The organism is Paeniglutamicibacter sp. MACA_103, from assembly GCF_045798555.1.
Lineage (GTDB): Bacteria > Actinomycetota > Actinomycetes > Actinomycetales > Micrococcaceae > Paeniglutamicibacter.
Genome location: NZ_JBIXLN010000028.1, coordinates 21,343 through 40,841 on the forward strand (window position 1 = coordinate 21,343; position 19,499 = coordinate 40,841).

The following is a 19,499-nucleotide window of genomic DNA, read 5'->3' on the forward strand; positions in this document are numbered from 1 at the left end:
CCGTGTTTGTCCCCGCATTCGGCGATCTGCGTCATCACGGTGTTATCCGCCAGCGTGGTGGCGTCCCCGACCTAGCGGCCCTCCAGGACTTCCTTGGAAACAATAATGTCAACGAGGGGAATGAACTGGCCGGCAGACTGAACAGGACGCCGCTCTTGGGACGTCGATTCACGAATCCCAGAGCTCAAAGGACTCGGCGAGTCTGGACTCGTATACCGGATTTGTATACCGAGGTTCAGGTTCCGGGTGCTTCCGTGGGGCGAACCCCTCCAACAATGTGACCACGCCACCGCGTGTGACCAGCGCCCACACCGCTGCCGAGCCCATGGCCACGCCAAAAACTACATCCGTGTCCAAGCGCTCAACCATGTCGCGTGCTCCTTCCGACAGGCCGGCGACCAGTCTCTGCAACGGGAGGTTGGGCCTCGCGTCTCGACGTTTGCCGCAGAGGTGTGCATTGCTGCACGGCACATGTGCCCAAACGGACTCCGTCATGACCGCTGGAACCGCTTCCAACTTCAATGTGATCTGGGCCATACTCATGGGGTGATCGGCAGGTGGCAATTGCCCCAAGTGCCATCCATGGAACCTTCGGAGGTTGGAAGTGGCTTCATCTCGCCCCAGCAGTGCCAGTATTCAGGAGCGCAAGGGACTCAAGCGCGTGGTCGTCGCATCGATGGCCGGGACGGTCGTCGAATGGTACGAGTTCTTCTTGTACGCAACCGCGGCAACCTTGGTCTTCAACAAGATCTTCTTCCCCGAAGCGGCCAATGAGCTGGACAACATCATCAAGGCGTTCCTGACCTACGCCGTCGGCTTCATCGCCCGGCCCATCGGCGGCATCGTCTTCGGCCACTTCGGTGACAAGTACGGCCGCAAGCACCTGCTGCAGGTCGCCATCGTGCTCGTGGGCGTCACGACCTTCCTGATGGGATGCCTGCCGACCTTCGACGCGATTGGCTACGCGGCACCGATCCTGTTGGTGGTCCTCCGCTTCTTCCAAGGCTTCGCAGTGGGCGGCGAATGGGGAGGCGCGGTGCTCCTGGTCGCCGAGCACGCACCGGACAAGGAACGCGGGTTCTGGGCATCCTGGCCGCAGGCCGCGGTGCCGGCAGGCAACCTGCTCGCCACCATCGTGCTGCTGGTGCTGTCCTCCACCCTTTCCGAGGAGGCCTTCCTGGCCTGGGGCTGGCGCATTGGCTTCTGGCTTTCGGTCGTCATCGTGGCCGTTGGCTACTACGTGCGCACCCGGATTTCCGACGCCCCGATCTTCAAGGAGGCCAAGGCCGAGCTGGAGCAGAACGCGGAAGCCGGCTACGGCGTGGCCGAGGTCTTCCGCCGCTACCCGCGTGGCGTGTTCACCGCCATGGGGCTGCGGCTGGGCGAAAACATCCTCTACTACATGGTCGTGACGTTCTCGATCACCTACCTGAAGACCCAGTTGAAGATGGACACCTCGACCATCCTGCTGCTGATGTTGGTGGCGCACGTGATCCACTTTGCCGTGGTTCCGGTGATCGGGCGCTACACGGACAAGCTGGGCCGCCGCCCGGTGTACGCGCTGGGGGCCTCGCTCATGCTGGTCTGGGGTTTCGTCGCCTTCCCGCTGTTCAATACGCAGAACGACTTCGTGATCCTGCTGGTGGTCGTGGCGGGCCTGCTGGTCCACGGACTGATGTACGCCGGGCAGCCGGCCATCATGGCCGAGATGTTCCCGACCCGGATGCGCTACTCGGGCGTCTCGCTGGGCTACCAGGTGACCTCGATCGTCGCCGGGTCCATGGCGCCGATCATCGCCACCTTCCTGCTGAGCGTTTACGGCTCGTGGGTGCCGGTGGCCATCTACATCGGTCTCGCCGCGATCATCACTCTGGTGGTCGTGTACTTCATGCGTGAAACCAAGGGCATTTCCCTCCACGACATCGACGAGGCCGACCGGGCCCGGACGATCGTCATCAACACCGAGGCCTCCGATGCCGCGGCGAGGGACAGCGTGAAGTAAACGCACCGGCCTGGGGGCCGCATTGCAAACATGCCCGGGGGAGCGGCGAGCACCGCTTCCCCGGGCATCTGCGTGTCCGCGTCCTACGCGGCGGCCTCGCCCATGGCCGCAACCGCGGCCTGGACCGCCGGGTTCCGCAGTGCCTCTTCGCGCCCGACCACCCAATAAGTGGCGGCATACGCATAGTCCTGGGGCAGCAGCCTGACCAGATCGGCCTCGAGGTCGGCCAGGAAGTCGGGGAGGATCCCGATCCCCGCGGCGGCCTTGGTCGCCGCAATGTGTGAGAACACGCTGGTGGAGGTGATGCCACGTGGCATGGGCGGCAGCGGTTCGGTGGCGCTGTCCAGCTCGTCGATGGTCAGCGCGGACTCCACGTAGTAGTTCAACCGGTGCGACACCAGCTCGGCAATGCTGCGCGGTTCCCCGTGCTCGGCCAGGTAGTCGCGGGAGGCGTAGAGCCCCAGGTGGTAGGTGAGCAGCTCGGTCGCCACCGCCTTGTGCACGTGGGGCTTGCCCACGACCACTTCCAGGTCGACGCCGGAACGGGTCTGCCGGGCCCGCTGCGTTGCGCTCATGAGCTCGACGGCCAGCCGCGGGTGCTTGCGTTGCAGGGCCGCCATGGCCGGGGTGGCAAAGTGCGCGGCGAAGGCGTCGGGCACCCCGATGCGCACCGTCCCGGCGAGTTCGCCGGCGGCCCGCGTCTCGGTGAGTCCCGAGACCGCCCGTTCGATGTCCTCGGCGGCCCCCAGTGCGCGCCGGCCCAGGTCCGTGACCTCCCAGCCGGCGGGGGTGCGCGTGAGCACGCGGCCGCCCATGGCCTTCTCGAGGGCCGCAATGCGGCGCGAGACCGTCGAGTGGTTCACGCCCAGCACGTCCGCGGCCGCCGTGTAGCGCCCGAGTCGCGCCACCGAGAGAAAGGTGATCAAGGATTCCAGATGGTGGTGGTCAATGCTGCGTTCCATGCACTCATTGTGCGTTGACGCACATCGATGGTGCAAACCTGAGCCACTCTTGTGCGTTGAGCGCGAGGTGGTTTACCCATAGTGTGGTGGCTATCACAGCCCAAGTGGGCGGGGAACGGCACAGGAGGAATCATGGCAGTTTACGGCTGGATCGGACTCGGGAACATGGGCGGACCCATGACGGCAAACCTGGTGGCCGCCGGGCACCGGGTCAAGGGTTACGACCTGAACCCGGACGCCTGCATCGCGGCGAAGGAAAACGGCGTGGAGATCGTCGGCGGCATTGCCGAGGCGGTCACGGGATCCGACGCGGTCTTCACCATGCTGCCCAAGGGCGAACACGTCCGCGCCGTCTACGAGGGCGAAAACGGGATCTGGGCGACCGCGGGTGCCGACACCCTGCTGCTGGACAGCTCGACCGTTGACATCGAGACCTCGCGCTTCTGCCACGAGGGCTCGGCCGCACGCGGCCTGAAGTTCGTCGACGCGCCGGTCTCCGGCGGGATCTCCGGCGCCGCCGCGGCAACCCTGGCCTTCATGGTCGGCGGACTTCCGGAGCACACGGCGGAGGCGGTGGGACACATCAAGCCCATGGCGGGCAAGACCATCGTGGCCGGTGCCGCGACGGCCGGCATCGCCGCGAAGATCTGCAACAACATGATGCTCTTCATCGACCTGATGGCCTCGGCCGAGGGCTCCCAGCTCGCCGAGAAGCTCGGGCTGGACCCGAAGGTCTTCTGGGAGATCGCCTCGGTCTCCTCCGGACGGTCCTGGGCGCAGCAGACCTGGTACCCGGTGCCGGGCGTCATCGACACCGCCGCGGCCAACAACAACTTCGATGCCACCTTCCGCGTGGACCTGGCCCGCAAGGACATCGGCCTGGCGCTGGACGCCGGGGAGATGACGGGGGTCAAGCTCCCCGCCGCGGCCCTGGCGCGCGAACACTTCGACGCGCTGATCAACGAAGGACTCGGGGCCAAGGACTGCTCCCTGATCGTCAAGAACGTTTCCCCCGACGGCACCGTTGCCGGCTACACCCAGGAAGAGAACTGACCATGTCCCAGACCCTTGAGCACCTGGCAACAACCACGATCGGCCACCGCATCGGCGGCAAATCCATCACCGAATCCGAGCGCTTCGGCCCGGTCTACAACCCTGCCACCGGCGAACAGACCGGCCAGGTCGCCCTGGCCAGCGCACAGAGGGTGCGCGAAGCGGTCACGACCGCGGCCGAGGCCCAACGCTCGTGGCGCCGCCTGGGCCTGGCCAAGCGCAGCCAGATCCTCTTCAAGGTCCGCCAGCTCATCGACGAGCGCCGCGCGGAATTGGCCGCCATCATCACCGCGGAGCACGGCAAGGTGCTCTCCGACGCCGACGGCGAGATCGTCCGCGGCCTGGAAAACGTGGACTTCTGCACCGGACTGATGCACCACCTCAAGGGCGAGTACGCCGAACAGGTCGCCACCGGCGTGGACGTGCACCAGACGCGGCAGCCCCTCGGCGTGGTCGCCTGCATCACCCCGTTCAACTTCCCGGCCATGGTGCCGCTGTGGATGATCACCACGGCCATCGCCGCCGGCAACGCGGTGATCCTCAAGCCCAGCGAGCGCAATCCCTCGGCCGCGAACTGGATCGCCGGTGTCTTCGAGGACGCCGGCCTGCCGGCCGGGATCCTGAACGTCGTGCACGGGGACAAGGAAGCCGTCGACGAGATCCTGGAAAACCCCGGCATCACCGGCGTCTCCTTCGTCGGGTCCACGCCGATCGCCAAGTACGTGTATTCCACCGCGGCTGCCAACGGCAAGCGGGTCCAGGCACTGGGAGGCGCCAAAAACCACATGGTCGTCATGCCCGACGCGGACCTGGACGCCGCCGCGGATGCCGCGATCTCCGGTGCCTACGGTTCGGCCGGCGAACGCTGTATGGCCGTCTCGGTCGTCGTGGCCGTCGGCTCCATCGCCGATGAGCTGGTCGCCAAGATCTCCGAGCGCATCCCCGGCCTCACTGTCGGCGACGGGACCGATCCGGACTCGGAGATGGGGCCGCTGATCACCGCCGCAGCACGCGAGAGGGTGGCCGGATTCATCGCCTCGGCCCAGGAAGAAGGCGCCGCGGTGCTGGTCGACGGCCGCAACCAGCGCTTCGATTCCAACGGCTTCTTCATCGGGGTCTCGCTTGTTGACCACGTCAAGCCCGGCATGAGGGTCTACGACGAGGAGATCTTCGGCCCGGTGCTGGCGGTGGTGCGCGTGGAGGACTACGCGCAGGCCGTGGAACTGATCAACTCCAACCGGTTTGCCAACGGCACCGCGGTCTTCACCCGCGACGGCAAGACCGCGCGCGAATACGAGTTCGACATCGAGGTCGGGATGGTGGGCATCAACGTGCCGATCCCGGTGCCCATCGGGGCGTTCAGCTTCGGCGGCTGGAAGGACTCGCTCTTCGGCGACACCCACATGTACGGCCCGGAGTCGTTCAACTTCTACACCCGGCGCAAGGTCGTCACCAGCCGGTGGCCCGATCCGAGCGAGTCCCAGATCGAACTGGGATTCCCCACGCACTGACCGGGGACCGAGTGCAGGAGATGTCGGCAGCCCCGCCTGGGTTGCCGACATCTTCGGTTCTGGCGCCATGGGCCGGAACCCGTGAACCGGCACCGGACTTCGAACGCCAAGAGAGGATGACGCGGGATGCCAGAGACGATGAACGCCGTGGTGGTTTCCGAACACGGGGGCCCGGAAAGCTATGAGTTTCAGCAGGTCGAGCGGCCGGCGCCAACGGCGGGCCAGGTCCTGGTGAGGTTGAGCGTCGCGGGGGTGAACTACCTCGACGTCGCCCAGCGCAACGGGGCAACACCGTTGCGGGCCCCGTTCCGTGCCGGGGTCGAGGGCGTCGGCGTCATCGAGGCGTTGGGACCGAACGTATCCGGCCTCGAAACCGGACAGCGCGTCGGGTGGCTTGCCGGGGGACAGGGGAGTTTCTCTGAGTTCGCGGTGGTCGACGCCGCGAAGCTGGTCGCGATCCCCGACGGGATCGACGACTCCACCGGCGTGGCCGCCCTGATGCAGGGATTCACGGCACACTACCTGGCCCACGACACCTACGCCGTCGGCCCGGGCGACACCGTGCTCATCCATGCGGCCGCCGGGGGAGTGGGCCAGTGGCTGACGCAAATGGCCAAGCTGAAGGGCGCCCGGGTCATCGGGACGGTATCCACCCAAGCCAAGACGGAGGTGGCATTGGCCAACGGGGCCGACGAGGTCATCGGATACGAAGGTTTTGCCGATCAGGTCCGCGAGCTCACCGGAGGGGAAGGCGCGTCGGTCATCTACGACGGGGTCGGAAAGACGACCTTCGCCGAAAGCCTGCGGGCGCTGCGGATACGCGGCACGCTGGTCGCGATCGGCAACGCCAGCGGGCCAATTCCGCCCTTGGACGTGAACGCGCTGGCCGGGCTCGGGTCCCTCGTCGTGACGCGTCCGACCGTTCTCCACCACGTGCGCACGGCGGAGGAAATATCCGGGCGGGCGTCAGAAATCTTCGGCTGGATCGCTTCCGGCGCGATCAAGGTCCCACACGTGACCCGGTACGGCATCGCGGATGTCGCGGAGGCATTCAGGGCGCTGGAATCCCGCGGCACCACCGGCAAGGTGGTCCTGAAGCATCCGATGGTCGGCAGGTAAACGGGACGGCGCCCTCTTCCGAGTACGTGGGATCTTAACGCGCGGTTCACCTCATCGTGGCCGCAGCGTTGTCCGGGAAGGGCAGCGTGGTGGGTGTCCATCCCCGACACCGAAGGATCCCCACCATGAAGTTTCGCACCCTCACGCTTGGCACGCTGGCTGCCTGCATGCTCGCCGGGCTGGCCGGCCCGGCCGTTGCCGCACCGGATGTCCCCCAGGACAGCGTGCCCCCGATCCTGATCGGCCACCGCGGCGCCGCCGGCGTCGCACCGGAAAACACCCTGGCCGGCGTCAAGGCCGGCAGCCAGTCGGGTGCCGACTTCGTCGAGATCGACGTCCAGCTCTCCAGCGACGGCGTCCCGTTCATCTTCCACGACGACACGGCCGCACGCACGACCAACGTCGCCGACCTGTTCCCGGACCGCGTCAACGACCCGATCACGTCCTTCACCTGGAACGAACTGCAGCGGCTCGACGCCGGATCCTACTTCTCGGCCGACTTCGCCGGCGAGAAGATCCCGCACTTCGACGCGGTGGCCGACGTCCTCGCCGGGGAAGCGGGAGTCTTCATTGAGATCAAGTCCCCGGCGAAGTCCCCGGGCGTCGAGCAGGTTGTCGCCGAGGCCCTGGCCAACGACCCGGAATGGAGCGAGCTGGAGCAGACCGGCAAGATCGAGGTCCTGGGCTTCGACGCCATGTCCAACAAGCTGTTCGCGCAGCTGGCCCCCGAGGTCCCGCTGCAGCAGCTGACCGGCACCGTCCCCAGCGCAGAGGTCCTGGCCGACTACGCCACCTACGCCGATTCCTTCGGCACCAGCTACCGGACCCTCGGTGCCGACGGCGCCGAGCGGGTCAAGGAGGCCGGGCTTGGCCTCGGCGTCTACACCGTGAACTCCACCCAGGCCGCGGATGCCGCCATGGAACTGGGCGTCGAGCGCATCACCGGCGACTTCCCGCAGCAGATCGAGCGCCACCTGGAGGGCCAGAAGGTGTTCCCGTCGAACAACGGGGTCGTCATTTCCGGTTCGGTCAACGACGTGCCGGGCAACGACCTGCACCCAGAGACCGGCGAGCATGTCATCCTCGCCAACAAGGGCAACCGCACCATCGACGTCAGCGGCTACGTGCTGCGCGACGCGGCGAACAACATCCTGCGCGTCGGCGAGGGATTCAAGCTGGTGCCGGGTGCCGAACTGCGCGTGTTCTCGGGACCGGGCACCAACAGCGCCGAGGCGTTCTACCTCGGCGGCGACGTCGCGGTCCTGAACAACGGCGGCGACTCGCTCGGCCTCTGGAACGCCAAGGGCCGGCTGCTGGACACCTTCGCCAACTAATTCCGGCAGCAACACCTGCCGCCCAACAGACGGCCGTGCCCGCCCTAATCGCTCTAGGGGTGGGCACGGCTTTCTTGCGTCCACTTACAATTTGCGCACATCGCGCCGGATCGGATGGTCCTCGGGGACCTGCACCAGCACGATCCGGGTGCCGTCGGGGTCTTCGATCCATACCTCGATCAGTCCCCACGGCTCGGTCCGCGCCTCCCGAACGACGGGGACGCCGAGTCCCGCCAGTCGTTCCAGCTCGACATGCACGTCGCGGACCTGCAGCCACAGCACCAGCGAGGACGGTTCGCCGGCCCCGCGGTTGCCGGAGACCTCCAGCAGCCCGTTGCCCAGGAAGAACACCTGCCCAAGGTGCTCGGCGGTGCCGAATTCGCGGGCGACGGCCAATCCCAGCACGTCGCGGTAGAAGCCCTGGGTCGCGGGCAGGTCCACGGGCCGCAAGAGCACCCGGCTTGAGAGGATCTCCATGGAACCCAATCTACCGGTGGGTGCGGCGCCTAGCGCCAGGGAACCTCGCCGATAAGTGCCTGGCCCTCGGCCACGTAGCCGGCCATCTCGGCGGCCGGAACCATGGAGCCGCCGGTTGACCAGACGATGTGCGTGGCGTTGGCCAGGGCCGTGTCGTCGAGCCCGAACGCGGTGCGGTATATTTCGTCTTCGAGGATCCGCCAGGGGCCGGCGAACCCGGCCGCGGCGGAGGGCTCCACGTCGATGCCCTCGGAATCGTGGAGCAATCCGACGAAGGCCTTCATGCGTTCGTCGGTGGCGGTCACATATCCGTCGATCATTTGCTGCAGGTGCTCGCCCACCAGTCGGGACGGGCGGCCCACGGCCAGGCCGTCCGCGGCGGTGAGTCCGTCCAGCCCGATGTCGGCCACGGAAATGGCATCATGCAACCCGGTGCGCACGCCCAGGGACATGCACGGGGCATGGGTCGGTTCGACGAAGATGCAGTGCACCGCGTCCCCGAAGACCTGTTTCAGCCCGAAGGTCACCCCGCCCGGGCCGCCGCCCACGCCGCACGGCAGGTAGACGAAGAGCGGGTGGCGCTCATCGATGGTGACCTCCAAGGACGCCAGCTGGCCGGCAAGCCGCGACCCGGCGGCGGAGTAGCCGGCGAACAGGCTCAGCGAGGCCTCGTCGTCGACGAACCAGACGCTCGGATCCTCTTGTGCGGTGCGGCGCCCCGCGGCAACGGCGTCGGAGAAGTTGCCCTCGTGCTCCACGACGGTGACCCCGCGCGAGCGCAGCAGGTCCTTCTTCCAGGCCCGGGCGTCCATGGACATGTGCACGGTGGTCTTGAAGCCGAGTTCGGAGGCGACGATGCCGATGGACAAGCCGAGGTTGCCGGTGGAGCCCACGGCGATGCCGTGCTCCGAGAGCACTGCCTGCACCTTGGGTGTCATCAGCACCCGGGCGTCATCGGTCTCGGCCATGAGCCCTGCTTCGATGGCGATCCGCTCAGCCACTTGCAGAACCTCATGGATCCCGCCGCGTGCCTTGATCGAGCCGCTGACCGGCAGCGCATCGTCGCGCTTGAGCCAAAGCTTGCCGGGAAGGTCCGTGCCAAAGCGGGCGCCGAGTTCGGCCTGCATGTCCGGGATGCCGGTTAGCGGGGATTCCAGGATGCCGTGCGTGGCACGGGTGTCGGGGAAGCATTCGGCGAACCACGGAGCGAAGCGGCGGAAGCGCGCCCGGGCGTCATCGGTGATGGCGGGGTCGATGCCGGACGCCTCGATCCCCGCGGCGCTTGGCGTGGGCCGTTCGCTGAACCAGGCGGTTTCCTCGGCCCGGGCGAGTGCTGCAACCAATGGATCGGAGAGCAACTGCTCGAGGTCGGGAATCTGGGTCATCGCGGCGGCTCTTCTCAAGGTCGGGAGTGTGTTCAGCTTCCAAATGTAGGGCACCGGCGCGCTACCGGCGAGTCGGTGGCGGTGGATGTTGTTTGCGGTCGGAGATCCATTGTGGATGCATGACCATGACGGCTCGTTCTAACCTCGTGAGCTCCGGACAGGGCACATGGTCTGTCCAACCCAAGGTAACTATTGCTCTTGATAAAACCCATCTTCGGCTCCTCCCGACGAAAGTCCGTGGTCCGGCGATGCAACACGCGGCGACTGAACCAGCAACGCCCTCCAAGACCAGTCCTATGGGGGCTTTATGACGTGGCTTTAGTCCCCAAAGTCAAGATTCGACACTCAATCTGGCGTGTCAGTACCACCGTTCTTGCACCATGGCAGAATCGTGGACAAGCGTCGGTTAGAGACGCCCATGCTGAGAATAAATGGAGGTGACGGTGGAGCCTACTGGAGCAAGCCCAGTTGAAGATTCGCAGATCTCGGAGATGGTGGATTTTCTCATGGCCAAGGCCGATTCAATCGGCGTCCTGCTGGCAAAGCGTTACCGTGAAGAAATCGTCGAATACCGTTCCCTTCCCGAGGGCTTTATCGAGCAGGATGTGGCCCCGACGGCCCGCCACAACCTAGAAACCATGCTTCTTGGGCTCAGTCATGATGCCACTATTACCAACGAGCATCTGGATAGGTTCCGCGAAAGTGCTGTCCGGCGTTTTCGCCAAGGCGTTCCAATACAGGCCCTCCTGCATGCATACCGGCTTTGGGGACATACGGTGTGGGACCAAGTGCAGATGGCTCCGCAGGTGGCGGATTATCCAGAGGGAGCCCTTCGTATTGCCGGCAAAATCATGCAGCACGTCGACTACGTCTCTGCCGCAGTTACGGAAGCCTACCTGGATGAGGCCTCAGGCATGATTCATGACCGCGAAAAGGGGAGGCGCGACTTTCTTGAAGCACTCATCGCCGGCAACCAACCAGGTCGCATCGCAACTCATGCGAAACACTTCAACCTGAAAGTGGACGGCTCCTACTTCGTTGTCTTGGTTCGACGCCGCCCCGGTAGACAGAACACATCAATCTCAATGCGGGTCTGCCTCGAGACTGTGCAGAAGTCTATCTCCGGAACACAGGCCAAGGTAGGCTTGGCCGGCGCACGCGACGAAGAAGTAGTTGCAATCGTCGAGGCGATCAGAGGAACCCCATTGGATTCCCGCGACCAATTGGACCGTCTAGCCAGCTCTCTGCCTGAGTTTTCAGTAACGGTGGGCAGACTACGTGAGGGGCTTCCGAGTGTGGCTCAGGGGTACGTTGACGCACAAAACGCGACGTCGTTCGCGGTGCTGAACAAGACTCCCCGCGCATATCTTTTTTCTGACACCCTTTTGGACCAGATCGCACGCTCCAGCCCATTCCGTCATGACCTTGCTGGGGACACTACTGACCTAATTGCCGCATGCGATGCGAAACGTGGATCTGGTTTGTTGGAAACCATCCGTGCCTACGTTGACTGTGGTTTCAAGCTCGTCCAGACGGCAGAGATCCTGAGAGTCCAGCCCAACACCGTCAAATATCGGCTTAATCGCATCGCACAAGTCACGGGTCACGATCCGCTCCAAGTCCAAGGCATGACGTTGTTTACTCTCGCTCTGCGGATCCCGCCGGGCCCCGACTCAGCCTGAGTTTCGCGCGTCTTTGCAAAATACGCAAATCTTTCGCTAATACTTCGCACTTAGGTCTAGAGACCACCCCTGCGCAACGCTCCTACGCTGATGCTATCAACGTGATTTGCATCACCGATTCTCATAGGAGACGCCTTGACGATTATCTCTCTACCGGCCACAGAAACCATATGGAATCCCGGGCCAGCTGAACTCGAGCGCAGTCGTATTCTCAAGTTCGCATCTTGGGTCGGGTGTTCAACGCTATCGGAACTTCACGCGAAGGCCGACGCAGATCCGGAATGGTACTGGGGCCGAGTTTCTGACTGGCTGGGTCTGAAGTGGCAGTCGGAACCCGATTCCGTAGCCGACCAGTTGACTGAACCGCACCTCACACGCTGGTTTCCTGGCGGTCATCTCAACTTGACAGAGAACGCCGTGAACCGCTGGATTCGTGAGGGTCGAGGCGAAGAAATTGCGTTGACTTGGGAATCGGAAAACGGTTCTGCTGGTGCCTGGAGCTTCAATGAACTGGACCGTGAAATTAACCGCGTCTCGCATGGACTGCTGGATTTGGGCATAGAGTTCGGCGACACTGTGGGGATCCAGCTCCCCATGGTCCGCGAAGCAGCCGTTGCCCAACTGGCATGCGCCAAGATCGGTGCTATTGCGGTCCCCGTATTTTCTGGATATGGCTCGACTGCGGTAGCCGATCGACTAGGTATCTCCGGTGCTGTGGTGCACATCGTTTCCAACGGCTTCGAGCGCCGTGGAAAGATCGTGGAAACACGTGCTGAAACCGCAAAGGCGCTCAGCCTCGCCGGTACTGTCAAGCACACGATCGTCCTTCAGGTAGTCCCGGGATGTGAGAAGCCAGCATTGGACGGCGAGGTATCTTGGGACGACTTGGGAGCCGGCAGTGAGGGGCTCCCGGTTAGGGCGGCCCACTGCCCGGCCGACCATCCATTGCTCATTGCATTCACTTCGGGAACCACTGGTGCTCCCAAAGGTGTTGTACTAAGCCATTCGGGCTTCGCCATCAAAGCCGCCAGCGATGCGGCGTTCAGTTTTGACATCGGACAGGGCGATACCGCTATGTGGATCACTGATCCGGGGTGGATCATGAGTCCTATCACCGTTCTGGGTGGGCTCATTGCCGGAAGTAGCGTTGCGCTCTTCAGCGGCTCGCCTGATTACCCGGAACACACACGGCTTTGGGAAGTCGTACGGCGGCACGGGGTTACGATGCTCGGGATCTCCCCGACGCTGGTTCGGACGCTCATGAGTCAGGATGACGGATCCGTTATTGAATACGGGGAATTGCGTGTCATCGCGTCCAGCGGCGAGGCATGGACTCCCGACGCTTATGAATGGATTTTCGGAAGGGTCACTAACCGTTCCCTTCCCATCATCAATTACAGCGGCGGAACCGAGGTTTCCGGGGCCATCCTCTCCAACCTAAGCGCATTGCCTATCCATCCCTGCGGATTTGCGGGCCCCTTGCCGGGAATGGGGGCAGCAGTCATAGACACCGATGGCGCCAGCATAGAAGCCGGTTTTGGGGAACTTGCCTTGCGCTTGCCCTCACCAGGCATGCCCGTGACATTCTGGGGTGCGCCCGAACGATACTTCAACACGTACTGGAACCGCTGGCCGGGCATTTGGTACCACGGCGACTGGGTCGAGGTCGGTAACGACAATGTCTGGTACATCCGGGGCCGCAGCGACGACACCCTTAAGATTGCGGGCAAGCGGCTGGGACCCGCGGAAGTGGAATCGGTGGTCAACGGCTTCGAATTCGTACTCGAATCAGCGGCCATCAGCATCCCCGACGCTGTGAAGGGCGAGGCGCTGGTCATATTCGCCCGCGTGGCACCGGCCGTCATGGGTGATGCCGAAAGCCTGGCTGCAGCCATCGAAACGGCAGTTACCCGGGCCTTGGGGAAACCTCTCAAGCCAAAACACGTCCATGTTGTTGAAGCGCTACCTCGAACGCGAAGCGGCAAGATCCTGCGCAGGGTCATCAGGTCCGTATACCTCGGAGATTCCCCCGGCGACGTTTCTTCCATGGAAGATCCCTCCGCCCTTACCGCGATCGGAGAAGCTCGATGAAGAGCCACTTCGACGCCGAAATCATCGGTGTGGCAGAGCTACCGCCACGGCGAACAACATCTGGGGAAACGACCCTGGGTATGATCGCCAACGTTGCACGCCTAGCCATGAAAGACGCTGGCCTGAAGCCACAGGACATCGATGGGCTGGTCGTTGGACCCCAAGTCGGCGAGACCCCCCAGCACGTTCCTGCCACGGTGGCTGAATATCTCGGCTTGCAGCCCCGATACGCAGACATAGTGGATCTGGGTGGAGCCACCGGGGCCGGCATGGTGTGGCGTGCGGCATCTGCCATCCAAGCGGGGATGTGTGACACAGTGTTGTGCGTTCTGGCCAACACCCGTGATCCGGAAGTCACGCCGCGTTCACCGAACCGCAATCCCATCCGCGAGTTCGATGTTCCTTATGGAGGCAGCGGTGCCAATCAGGCATACGCCATGATTGCGCAGCAGCACATGGCGCGTTTCGGAACCACTCCGGAACAACTGGCCTGCGTCCCGGTGAAGCAACGTGCTAACGCCATGCTGAACAAGGCAGCGGTTTTCCATGGAAAGCCGATCACCATCAAAGATGTCCTGACCTCGCCGATGGTGATGTCACCCCTGCGTCTTTTGGAGGTCGTCATGCCCTGCGGTGGTGGAGCAGCCGTGATTCTCACCTCGGGACGGCGGGCCAACGATGCCCCGCACCCATCGGTCGGGCTGATGGGAGCCGGTGAACGGATCACACACCGGGCGCTTAGCCAGGCACCGGAATTAACTACTTCGCCAATTGCCTCAGCCGTCGCCGACGCCTACGCAATGGCGGGCGTCGGCGCCGCGGACATAGATTTCCTTTCCATCTACGATTGCTACTCGATTGTTGTGGCGATGACCGTGGAGGACGCGGGGTTCTGTGCCAAGGGAGAGGGCGGAGCTTGGTTGGAGGAACACGATTTTTCCATTGCGAGCCGACTGCCAATCAACCCCCACGGCGGCCAGCTGGCCACCGGACAGGCCGACTTGGCCGGCGGAATGGGACACATCGTCGAAGCCGTCCATCAGCTTCGGGGGACCGCCGGGGATCGCCAGATTCGCTCCCCCCAAAGGGCCTTGGTGACCGGTAACGGGGCAACTATGAGCGAAGAAGTTGCACTCGTTTTGATTGGAGCGGACCAATGAGCACCCCCGCAACCACCCCCTCAATCGCCAAGCCGGGTTTTGTCTCCACGCGGTTGACAACACCGTATTGGAGGGCGGCCGAAACCGGAAAGCTGTTGCTGCAGGAATGCCTGGAATGCGGCCATTTGCAGCACTATCCCCGGAACCTTTGCACCAACTGCTGGTCTCAGGACCTCCATTGGAAGGAAGCCGCAGGTGATGCCAGTATCTGGACCTTTACCGTCGTGGGCATTCCCGGTCATCCGGCCTGGGGTGACGAAGCCCCATACGTCCTGGCGCTCGTGGAGCTAGCCGAAGGCCCCCGGCTCATGACCAACATCGTCGGTTGTGCCCCTGAATCGGTGCATTGCGGACAGCGCGTGCAGCTCAGACCGCACCGCGGAGCAAGCGACAACCAAACCCTACTTCAATTCACCCCATTCACCAGAGACAATTGAGGATCCACCATGTCATCCAATCTGATTGAGACACCAGAGCAGGCACTCACCCGCCGTCGCGCACGTGTTGCGAGCTTTGTGGGCACCACCATCGAGTGGTACGACTTCTATCTCTATGGAACCGCAGCTGCTCTGGTCTTTGGGCAGCTGTTCTTCCCCAACTTCTCGGGCTTGACAGCGACGATTCTGGCACTGTTGACCTTCTCGGCCGGCTTCATTGCCCGTCCACTGGGCGGCGTGATCATGGGGCACTTCGGCGACAAAATTGGGCGAAAGGCCATGTTGGTCCTTTCGTTAGTCATGATGGGCGGGGCGACCGCCCTGATCGGCATGTTGCCTACATACGGCAGCATCGGCATTTGGGCGCCCATCCTTCTGTTGGTCCTGCGCACCGTCCAAGGTTTCGGTGTCGGCGGAGAATGGGGCGGTGCAGTCCTGGTTGCCGTCGAAAACGCCCCAGCGGACAAACGCGGATTGTTCGGTGCATGGCCGCAGGCAGGCGTCCCGGTGGGCCTGCTATTGGCAAACGGTGTCTTCATGAGTTGCCAGTTATTGCTTACCCCGGAACAGTTCATGGCCTGGGGCTGGCGCGTTGGTTTCCTGGGGTCGGTATTGCTTATCGTCGTCGGATTGTTCATCCGACTCAAGATGGAAGAGACCCCGGCCTTCGAGAAGGCCAAGAGCCAAGGCGAGGTTGCTAAGTTCCCCGTCCTTGAGGTCCTACGCAATCAATGGAGGGCTGTTGCAATTGCTGTGGGTATTAAGGTCTCGCAGAATGCAATCTTCTACATCATCACCGTCTTCGCACTCACCTACGTCAGCAAGGCGCTTGGGCTTCCGAGTTCGGTTGCCTTGATTGGTGTCATGATCGCCTCGGTCCTCAGTTCATTCAACTTGTTGTTTACCGGTTGGCTTTCGGACCAGTACGGACGGCGGCGAGTCTATTTGCTTGGTGCGGTTCTATCCGGGTTATTCGCTTTCCCCTTCTTCATGATGATGAATACCCGACACTCGGTGATGATTTGGCTGGCCATCGTGATCGCTTTGCTCCTGCACGACCTGATGTACGGACCGCAGGCCGCGTTCATGGCCGAAATGTTCGACACAAACGTCCGCTATACCGGTGCGTCACTGGGCTACCAGATCGCGTCGATGATTGCTGGTTCTGTCTCACCGGTCCTGGCCGTCTATCTGCTGAGCATCTCGGATAACAAACCATGGGCGGTGGCACTGTACATGGTGGGCATTAGCGTGATCACGATCATTGCCACGTGGATTGCCAAGGAAACCCACCGCGGCAACCGGGTAAAGGGGCGAATCCACTCGAGATTCGATGCAGAGGTCGTCCAAGAGAATGACAACAGCGCGAATTCTCCGGTAGGGAACTAACCAAGATGTCGGCCCACAAGCAAGCAACCCGGCAGCGGACAACGACTGCGTTGGTCCAGGTACTCGGACTCGCGGTCTGGTTCTCGGCGACTGCCGTCGGGCCCAGCCTGCAACGCGAGTGGGCCCTCGATGACGCCTCCCTGGTCTGGATTACCACGTCAGTGCAGTTGGGTTTCGTTGTGGGTGCAGTCGGATCGGCGTTCCTTAATTTGGCCGACAGATTTCCAGCGCAGTACGTTCTTGCAACTAGCGCTGCCTGCGCATCCGCATGCACATTGGTTTTTGCCATCACGGCCGACAGCCTCGGGCCAGCAATCCTGTTCCGTTTTCTCACCGGACTATTTCTGGCGGGAATCTATCCCGTCGGGATGAAGCTGATCGCGTCCTGGTCGCTTCCCGCCGGGCGAGGAAAGGCCTTCGGCATTCTCATCGGGGCCTTGACAATTGGATCTACGGTCCCGCATCTGATTGGAGGGATTGGCCTACTGCCTTGGCGTCAAGTCATGGGGGTAGCTGCGGGTTTCGCGTTGTTGGCCGCAATCATTTCGGCGCTCTTTCTACGCGTTGGTCCATACATCCAGCGAGAGAAGCCCAAGGTGGACCCCCGCCATGTACTTGTTCTCTTTCGACAGCAGCGGCCGCGCCTAGCCAACGTCGGCTATTTCGGGCACATGTGGGAGCTATACGCGTTGTGGGCCTGGCTTCCCATCTTTATCCTAAGCAGTCGTCAATTGCGTGAACCAAGCGACGTGCTTGGCGTGGGCATAGTCGTCTTCGCAACCATGGGCATAGGTGGAGTGATTGGATCAATGCTCGGCGGATGGGCCGCCGACAAATGGGGTCGACCGCAGTCGGCGGCCGTGGCCCTCGCCGTCAGCGGCTCCTGTTGCCTGGCCTCCCCGATCATGTTTACTGCACCCGATCCATGGCTCTTTGCCTTCCTGCTGCTCTGGGGAGCTTCGGTGATTGCCGATTCCGGGGTCTTCTCGACTGCGTTGAGCGAAAGCGTCGACAAACGCCTCATCGGTACGGCACTGACGACCCAAACCGCCGTTGGATTCCTCATCACGGTCGGCTCGATCCAGCTTGTTCCTCTGTTTGCCGGAATTGTCGGCTGGCAATACGCATTCGTGGTACTTCTCCCGGGACCAGTCTTCGGCGTCCTGACCATGCACACTCTCTCAACACTCAATAAAAACAACGAAAGGCACTCCAATGACCACGACCGCGCACTCACACCTGTACGTCGGCAAAACCGCCCAGTTGTCTCGCACCGTTTCTAGCGATGACATCTCGCTTTTTACCGACATCAGCGGCGACCGCAATCCAATCCACTATGATCCGGCCGCGGCCAAAGCCTCTCGCTTTGGGGAGATAGTTGTTCAGGGCGGTGTCACAAGCGCGATATTGAATGCCGTGGTGGCGGAAGAGCTCCCCGGCCCAGGAAGCGTCTTCTTGAACGTGAACTGGGATTTCGTAGCCCCCGTCCGCCCTGGTGACGTGATTACTGGGATCGTGGAAGTCACGGAAGTTCGGACGGACAAACCCATCACCAAGATCAAAACCAAAGTAGTGCGCGGTGACGGAATTGTCGTCCTCGAGGGAACAGCGGTCTGCTACACGATGGCCATGGACGCGGAGAAGGGCTGATTCAAATGTCTAACCGAACTCCGGTCCTGGTTTCAGCTGCCCGGACGGCAATAGGCAAATTCAACGGCATGCACCGAAACACCTCGGGGCTTGACCTCGGCGCCGAGGCTGCACGTGGTGCACTCCGCAACATGAATGGCTATGTCCCGGATACCGTGTTCATGGGGAACGTAGTGCAAGCCGGAAACGGGCAGAACCCAGCTCGTTCGGTTGCGATCCGAGCGGGAATGCCTCTTACGGTGCCTGCCATGACCTTGAACAATGTGTGCTTGGCCAGTCTCTATTCAGCGACGCTTGCCTCCACCCTGATCCGGGCTGGCCAATTCGACAGCGCACTTGTTGGTGGTTTCGAGTCGATGAGCCGGGCTTTGCACGGATTGCAATTGAGGCAATCAGCGCTGTATGGACAAACCTCTGCCATGGATCTGTTGGAGTCCGATGGACTTCGCTGCGCGATCACTGACCAAGGGATGGGGCCCATCTCCGATGAATCCAACGCACGCCTGTCGATTTCACGTGCGGTGCAGGACGACTTCGCTGCAGAGAGCCACCGGCGTGCTGCCAGCGCTACGAACAAGGGGCGTTTTGCGCGCGAAATCGTGCAGGCGGATGAGACCACCGTCGATGAGGGACCACGCCCCGTCACCACCGTGGATATTCTGGGGAAGCTCAATTCGGCATTCTCCCTCGAGGGGACCATTACCGCAGGCAACGCATCGCAAATGTCGGATGCTGGCGCGGCAGGAGTAATCATGGAGAGGGAAAAGGCCCGGCAGATGGGTCTTGACCCTATCGTGGAAATCGTCGACTCCGCCGTTGTGGCTGGTCCTGACACTTCGCTGCACCTCAAGCCAGCCGATGCGATCCGAAAGCTTCTGACAAAAAACGGTCTGGAAACCAGCCAGATCGGGCTCTGGGAAATCAACGAAGCATTCGCCGGCGTTGTGGTGGCCAGCGTGCGTGATGTGGGAATCGACCTCGAGAATGTCAACGTCAATGGCGGGGCCATCGCATTAGGTCACCCGTTGGGCGCGTCGGGCTTCCGGCTTTTACAGACCTTGGCGGTCGAGATGCAGGAACGCCAAGTCGAATATGGGGTAGCAGCAATCTGCGGTGGGGGTGGGCAGGGACAAGCCGTCCTGCTGCGACTTCCCTAAATCACCTAAGGGAATACACTTACGCGCCACCGTTGCGTGAGCAGCCCCAATCCCACTAAATCGGATCGGGTTTGCTCACCCAATTGGCTC

The 19,499-nt window shown here is 62.7% G+C and carries 16 protein-coding genes; 13 read left to right on the plus strand and 3 right to left on the minus strand.

The genetic code is table 11. The features are described from left to right. Positions 1-604: 604 nt before the first annotated feature. Positions 605-2,002: an MFS transporter gene (locus ACIPVK_RS13910; RefSeq protein WP_407612574.1), complete on the plus strand. Its 1,398-nt coding sequence runs from the start codon at positions 605-607 to the stop codon at positions 2,000-2,002. A gap of 83 nt (positions 2,003-2,085) precedes the next feature. Here ACIPVK_RS13910 and ACIPVK_RS13915 read toward each other — a convergent pair whose 3' ends face one another. After that, complete coding sequence (locus tag ACIPVK_RS13915) at positions 2,086-2,964, minus strand: LysR family transcriptional regulator (protein WP_407612575.1); 879 nt, start codon at positions 2,962-2,964, stop codon at positions 2,086-2,088. A gap of 132 nt (positions 2,965-3,096) precedes the next feature. Between ACIPVK_RS13915 and mmsB the strand changes: the two genes are divergently transcribed. The 4 genes from mmsB to ACIPVK_RS13935 all read left to right on the plus strand — a co-directional run bounded on the left by mmsB (position 3,097) and on the right by ACIPVK_RS13935 (position 7,981). Beyond that, the gene (gene mmsB, locus ACIPVK_RS13920) at positions 3,097-4,017 is read left to right on the plus strand and encodes a 3-hydroxyisobutyrate dehydrogenase (protein ID WP_407612576.1); all 921 of its coding nucleotides are present in this window, start codon (positions 3,097-3,099) and stop codon (positions 4,015-4,017) included. A 2-nt stretch (positions 4,018-4,019) separates the two neighbouring features. Next, positions 4,020-5,528, plus strand: coding sequence for a CoA-acylating methylmalonate-semialdehyde dehydrogenase (locus ACIPVK_RS13925; protein WP_407612577.1), 1,509 nt, complete (start codon positions 4,020-4,022; stop codon positions 5,526-5,528). Between the two features lie 126 nt (positions 5,529-5,654). Then, positions 5,655-6,647 (plus strand): quinone oxidoreductase family protein, encoded by a 993-nt coding sequence (locus ACIPVK_RS13930; protein WP_407612578.1) that lies wholly within the window; start codon positions 5,655-5,657, stop codon positions 6,645-6,647. A 125-nt stretch (positions 6,648-6,772) separates the two neighbouring features. Continuing rightward, complete coding sequence (locus ACIPVK_RS13935; RefSeq protein WP_407612579.1) at positions 6,773-7,981, plus strand: glycerophosphodiester phosphodiesterase family protein; 1,209 nt, start codon at positions 6,773-6,775, stop codon at positions 7,979-7,981. Between the two features lie 84 nt (positions 7,982-8,065). Here ACIPVK_RS13935 and ACIPVK_RS13940 read toward each other — a convergent pair whose 3' ends face one another. Together ACIPVK_RS13940 and ACIPVK_RS13945 are read right to left on the minus strand one after the other, a co-directional pair. Beyond that, complete coding sequence (locus tag ACIPVK_RS13940; RefSeq protein WP_407612580.1) at positions 8,066-8,458, minus strand: VOC family protein; 393 nt, start codon at positions 8,456-8,458, stop codon at positions 8,066-8,068. 29 nt (positions 8,459-8,487) lie between these two features. Next, complete coding sequence (locus ACIPVK_RS13945) at positions 8,488-9,843, minus strand: D-serine ammonia-lyase (RefSeq protein ID WP_407612581.1); 1,356 nt, start codon at positions 9,841-9,843, stop codon at positions 8,488-8,490. Positions 9,844-10,274: 431 nt separating this feature from the next. On the opposite strand from ACIPVK_RS13945, the gene ACIPVK_RS13950 reads away from it, so the two are divergent. From ACIPVK_RS13950 to ACIPVK_RS13985, 8 genes are all read left to right on the plus strand, one after another. Further along, on the plus strand, positions 10,275-11,525 hold the full coding sequence (locus ACIPVK_RS13950) for a PucR family transcriptional regulator (protein WP_407612582.1): 1,251 nt from the start codon (positions 10,275-10,277) through the stop codon (positions 11,523-11,525). Between the two features lie 135 nt (positions 11,526-11,660). Next, complete coding sequence (locus ACIPVK_RS13955) at positions 11,661-13,616, plus strand: AMP-binding protein (protein WP_407612583.1); 1,956 nt, start codon at positions 11,661-11,663, stop codon at positions 13,614-13,616. Next, positions 13,613-14,776, plus strand: coding sequence for a thiolase family protein (locus tag ACIPVK_RS13960; RefSeq protein WP_407612584.1), 1,164 nt, complete (start codon positions 13,613-13,615; stop codon positions 14,774-14,776). Before ACIPVK_RS13955 ends, ACIPVK_RS13960 begins: the two co-directional genes overlap by 4 nt. Then, positions 14,773-15,213, plus strand: coding sequence for a Zn-ribbon domain-containing OB-fold protein (locus ACIPVK_RS13965; protein ID WP_407612585.1), 441 nt, complete (start codon positions 14,773-14,775; stop codon positions 15,211-15,213). Before ACIPVK_RS13960 ends, ACIPVK_RS13965 begins: the two co-directional genes overlap by 4 nt. Before the next feature lie 9 nt (positions 15,214-15,222). Continuing rightward, positions 15,223-16,602: an MFS transporter gene (locus ACIPVK_RS13970; protein ID WP_407612586.1), complete on the plus strand. Its 1,380-nt coding sequence runs from the start codon at positions 15,223-15,225 to the stop codon at positions 16,600-16,602. 5 nt (positions 16,603-16,607) lie between these two features. Continuing rightward, positions 16,608-17,885: an MFS transporter gene (locus tag ACIPVK_RS13975; protein WP_407612587.1), complete on the plus strand. Its 1,278-nt coding sequence runs from the start codon at positions 16,608-16,610 to the stop codon at positions 17,883-17,885. Further along, positions 17,818-18,252, plus strand: coding sequence for a MaoC family dehydratase (locus ACIPVK_RS13980; protein WP_407612588.1), 435 nt, complete (start codon positions 17,818-17,820; stop codon positions 18,250-18,252). Before ACIPVK_RS13975 ends, ACIPVK_RS13980 begins: the two co-directional genes overlap by 68 nt. Before the next feature lie 5 nt (positions 18,253-18,257). Beyond that, positions 18,258-19,409, plus strand: coding sequence for an acetyl-CoA C-acyltransferase (locus ACIPVK_RS13985; protein WP_407612589.1), 1,152 nt, complete (start codon positions 18,258-18,260; stop codon positions 19,407-19,409). The last annotated feature ends 90 nt before the right edge of the window (positions 19,410-19,499 follow it).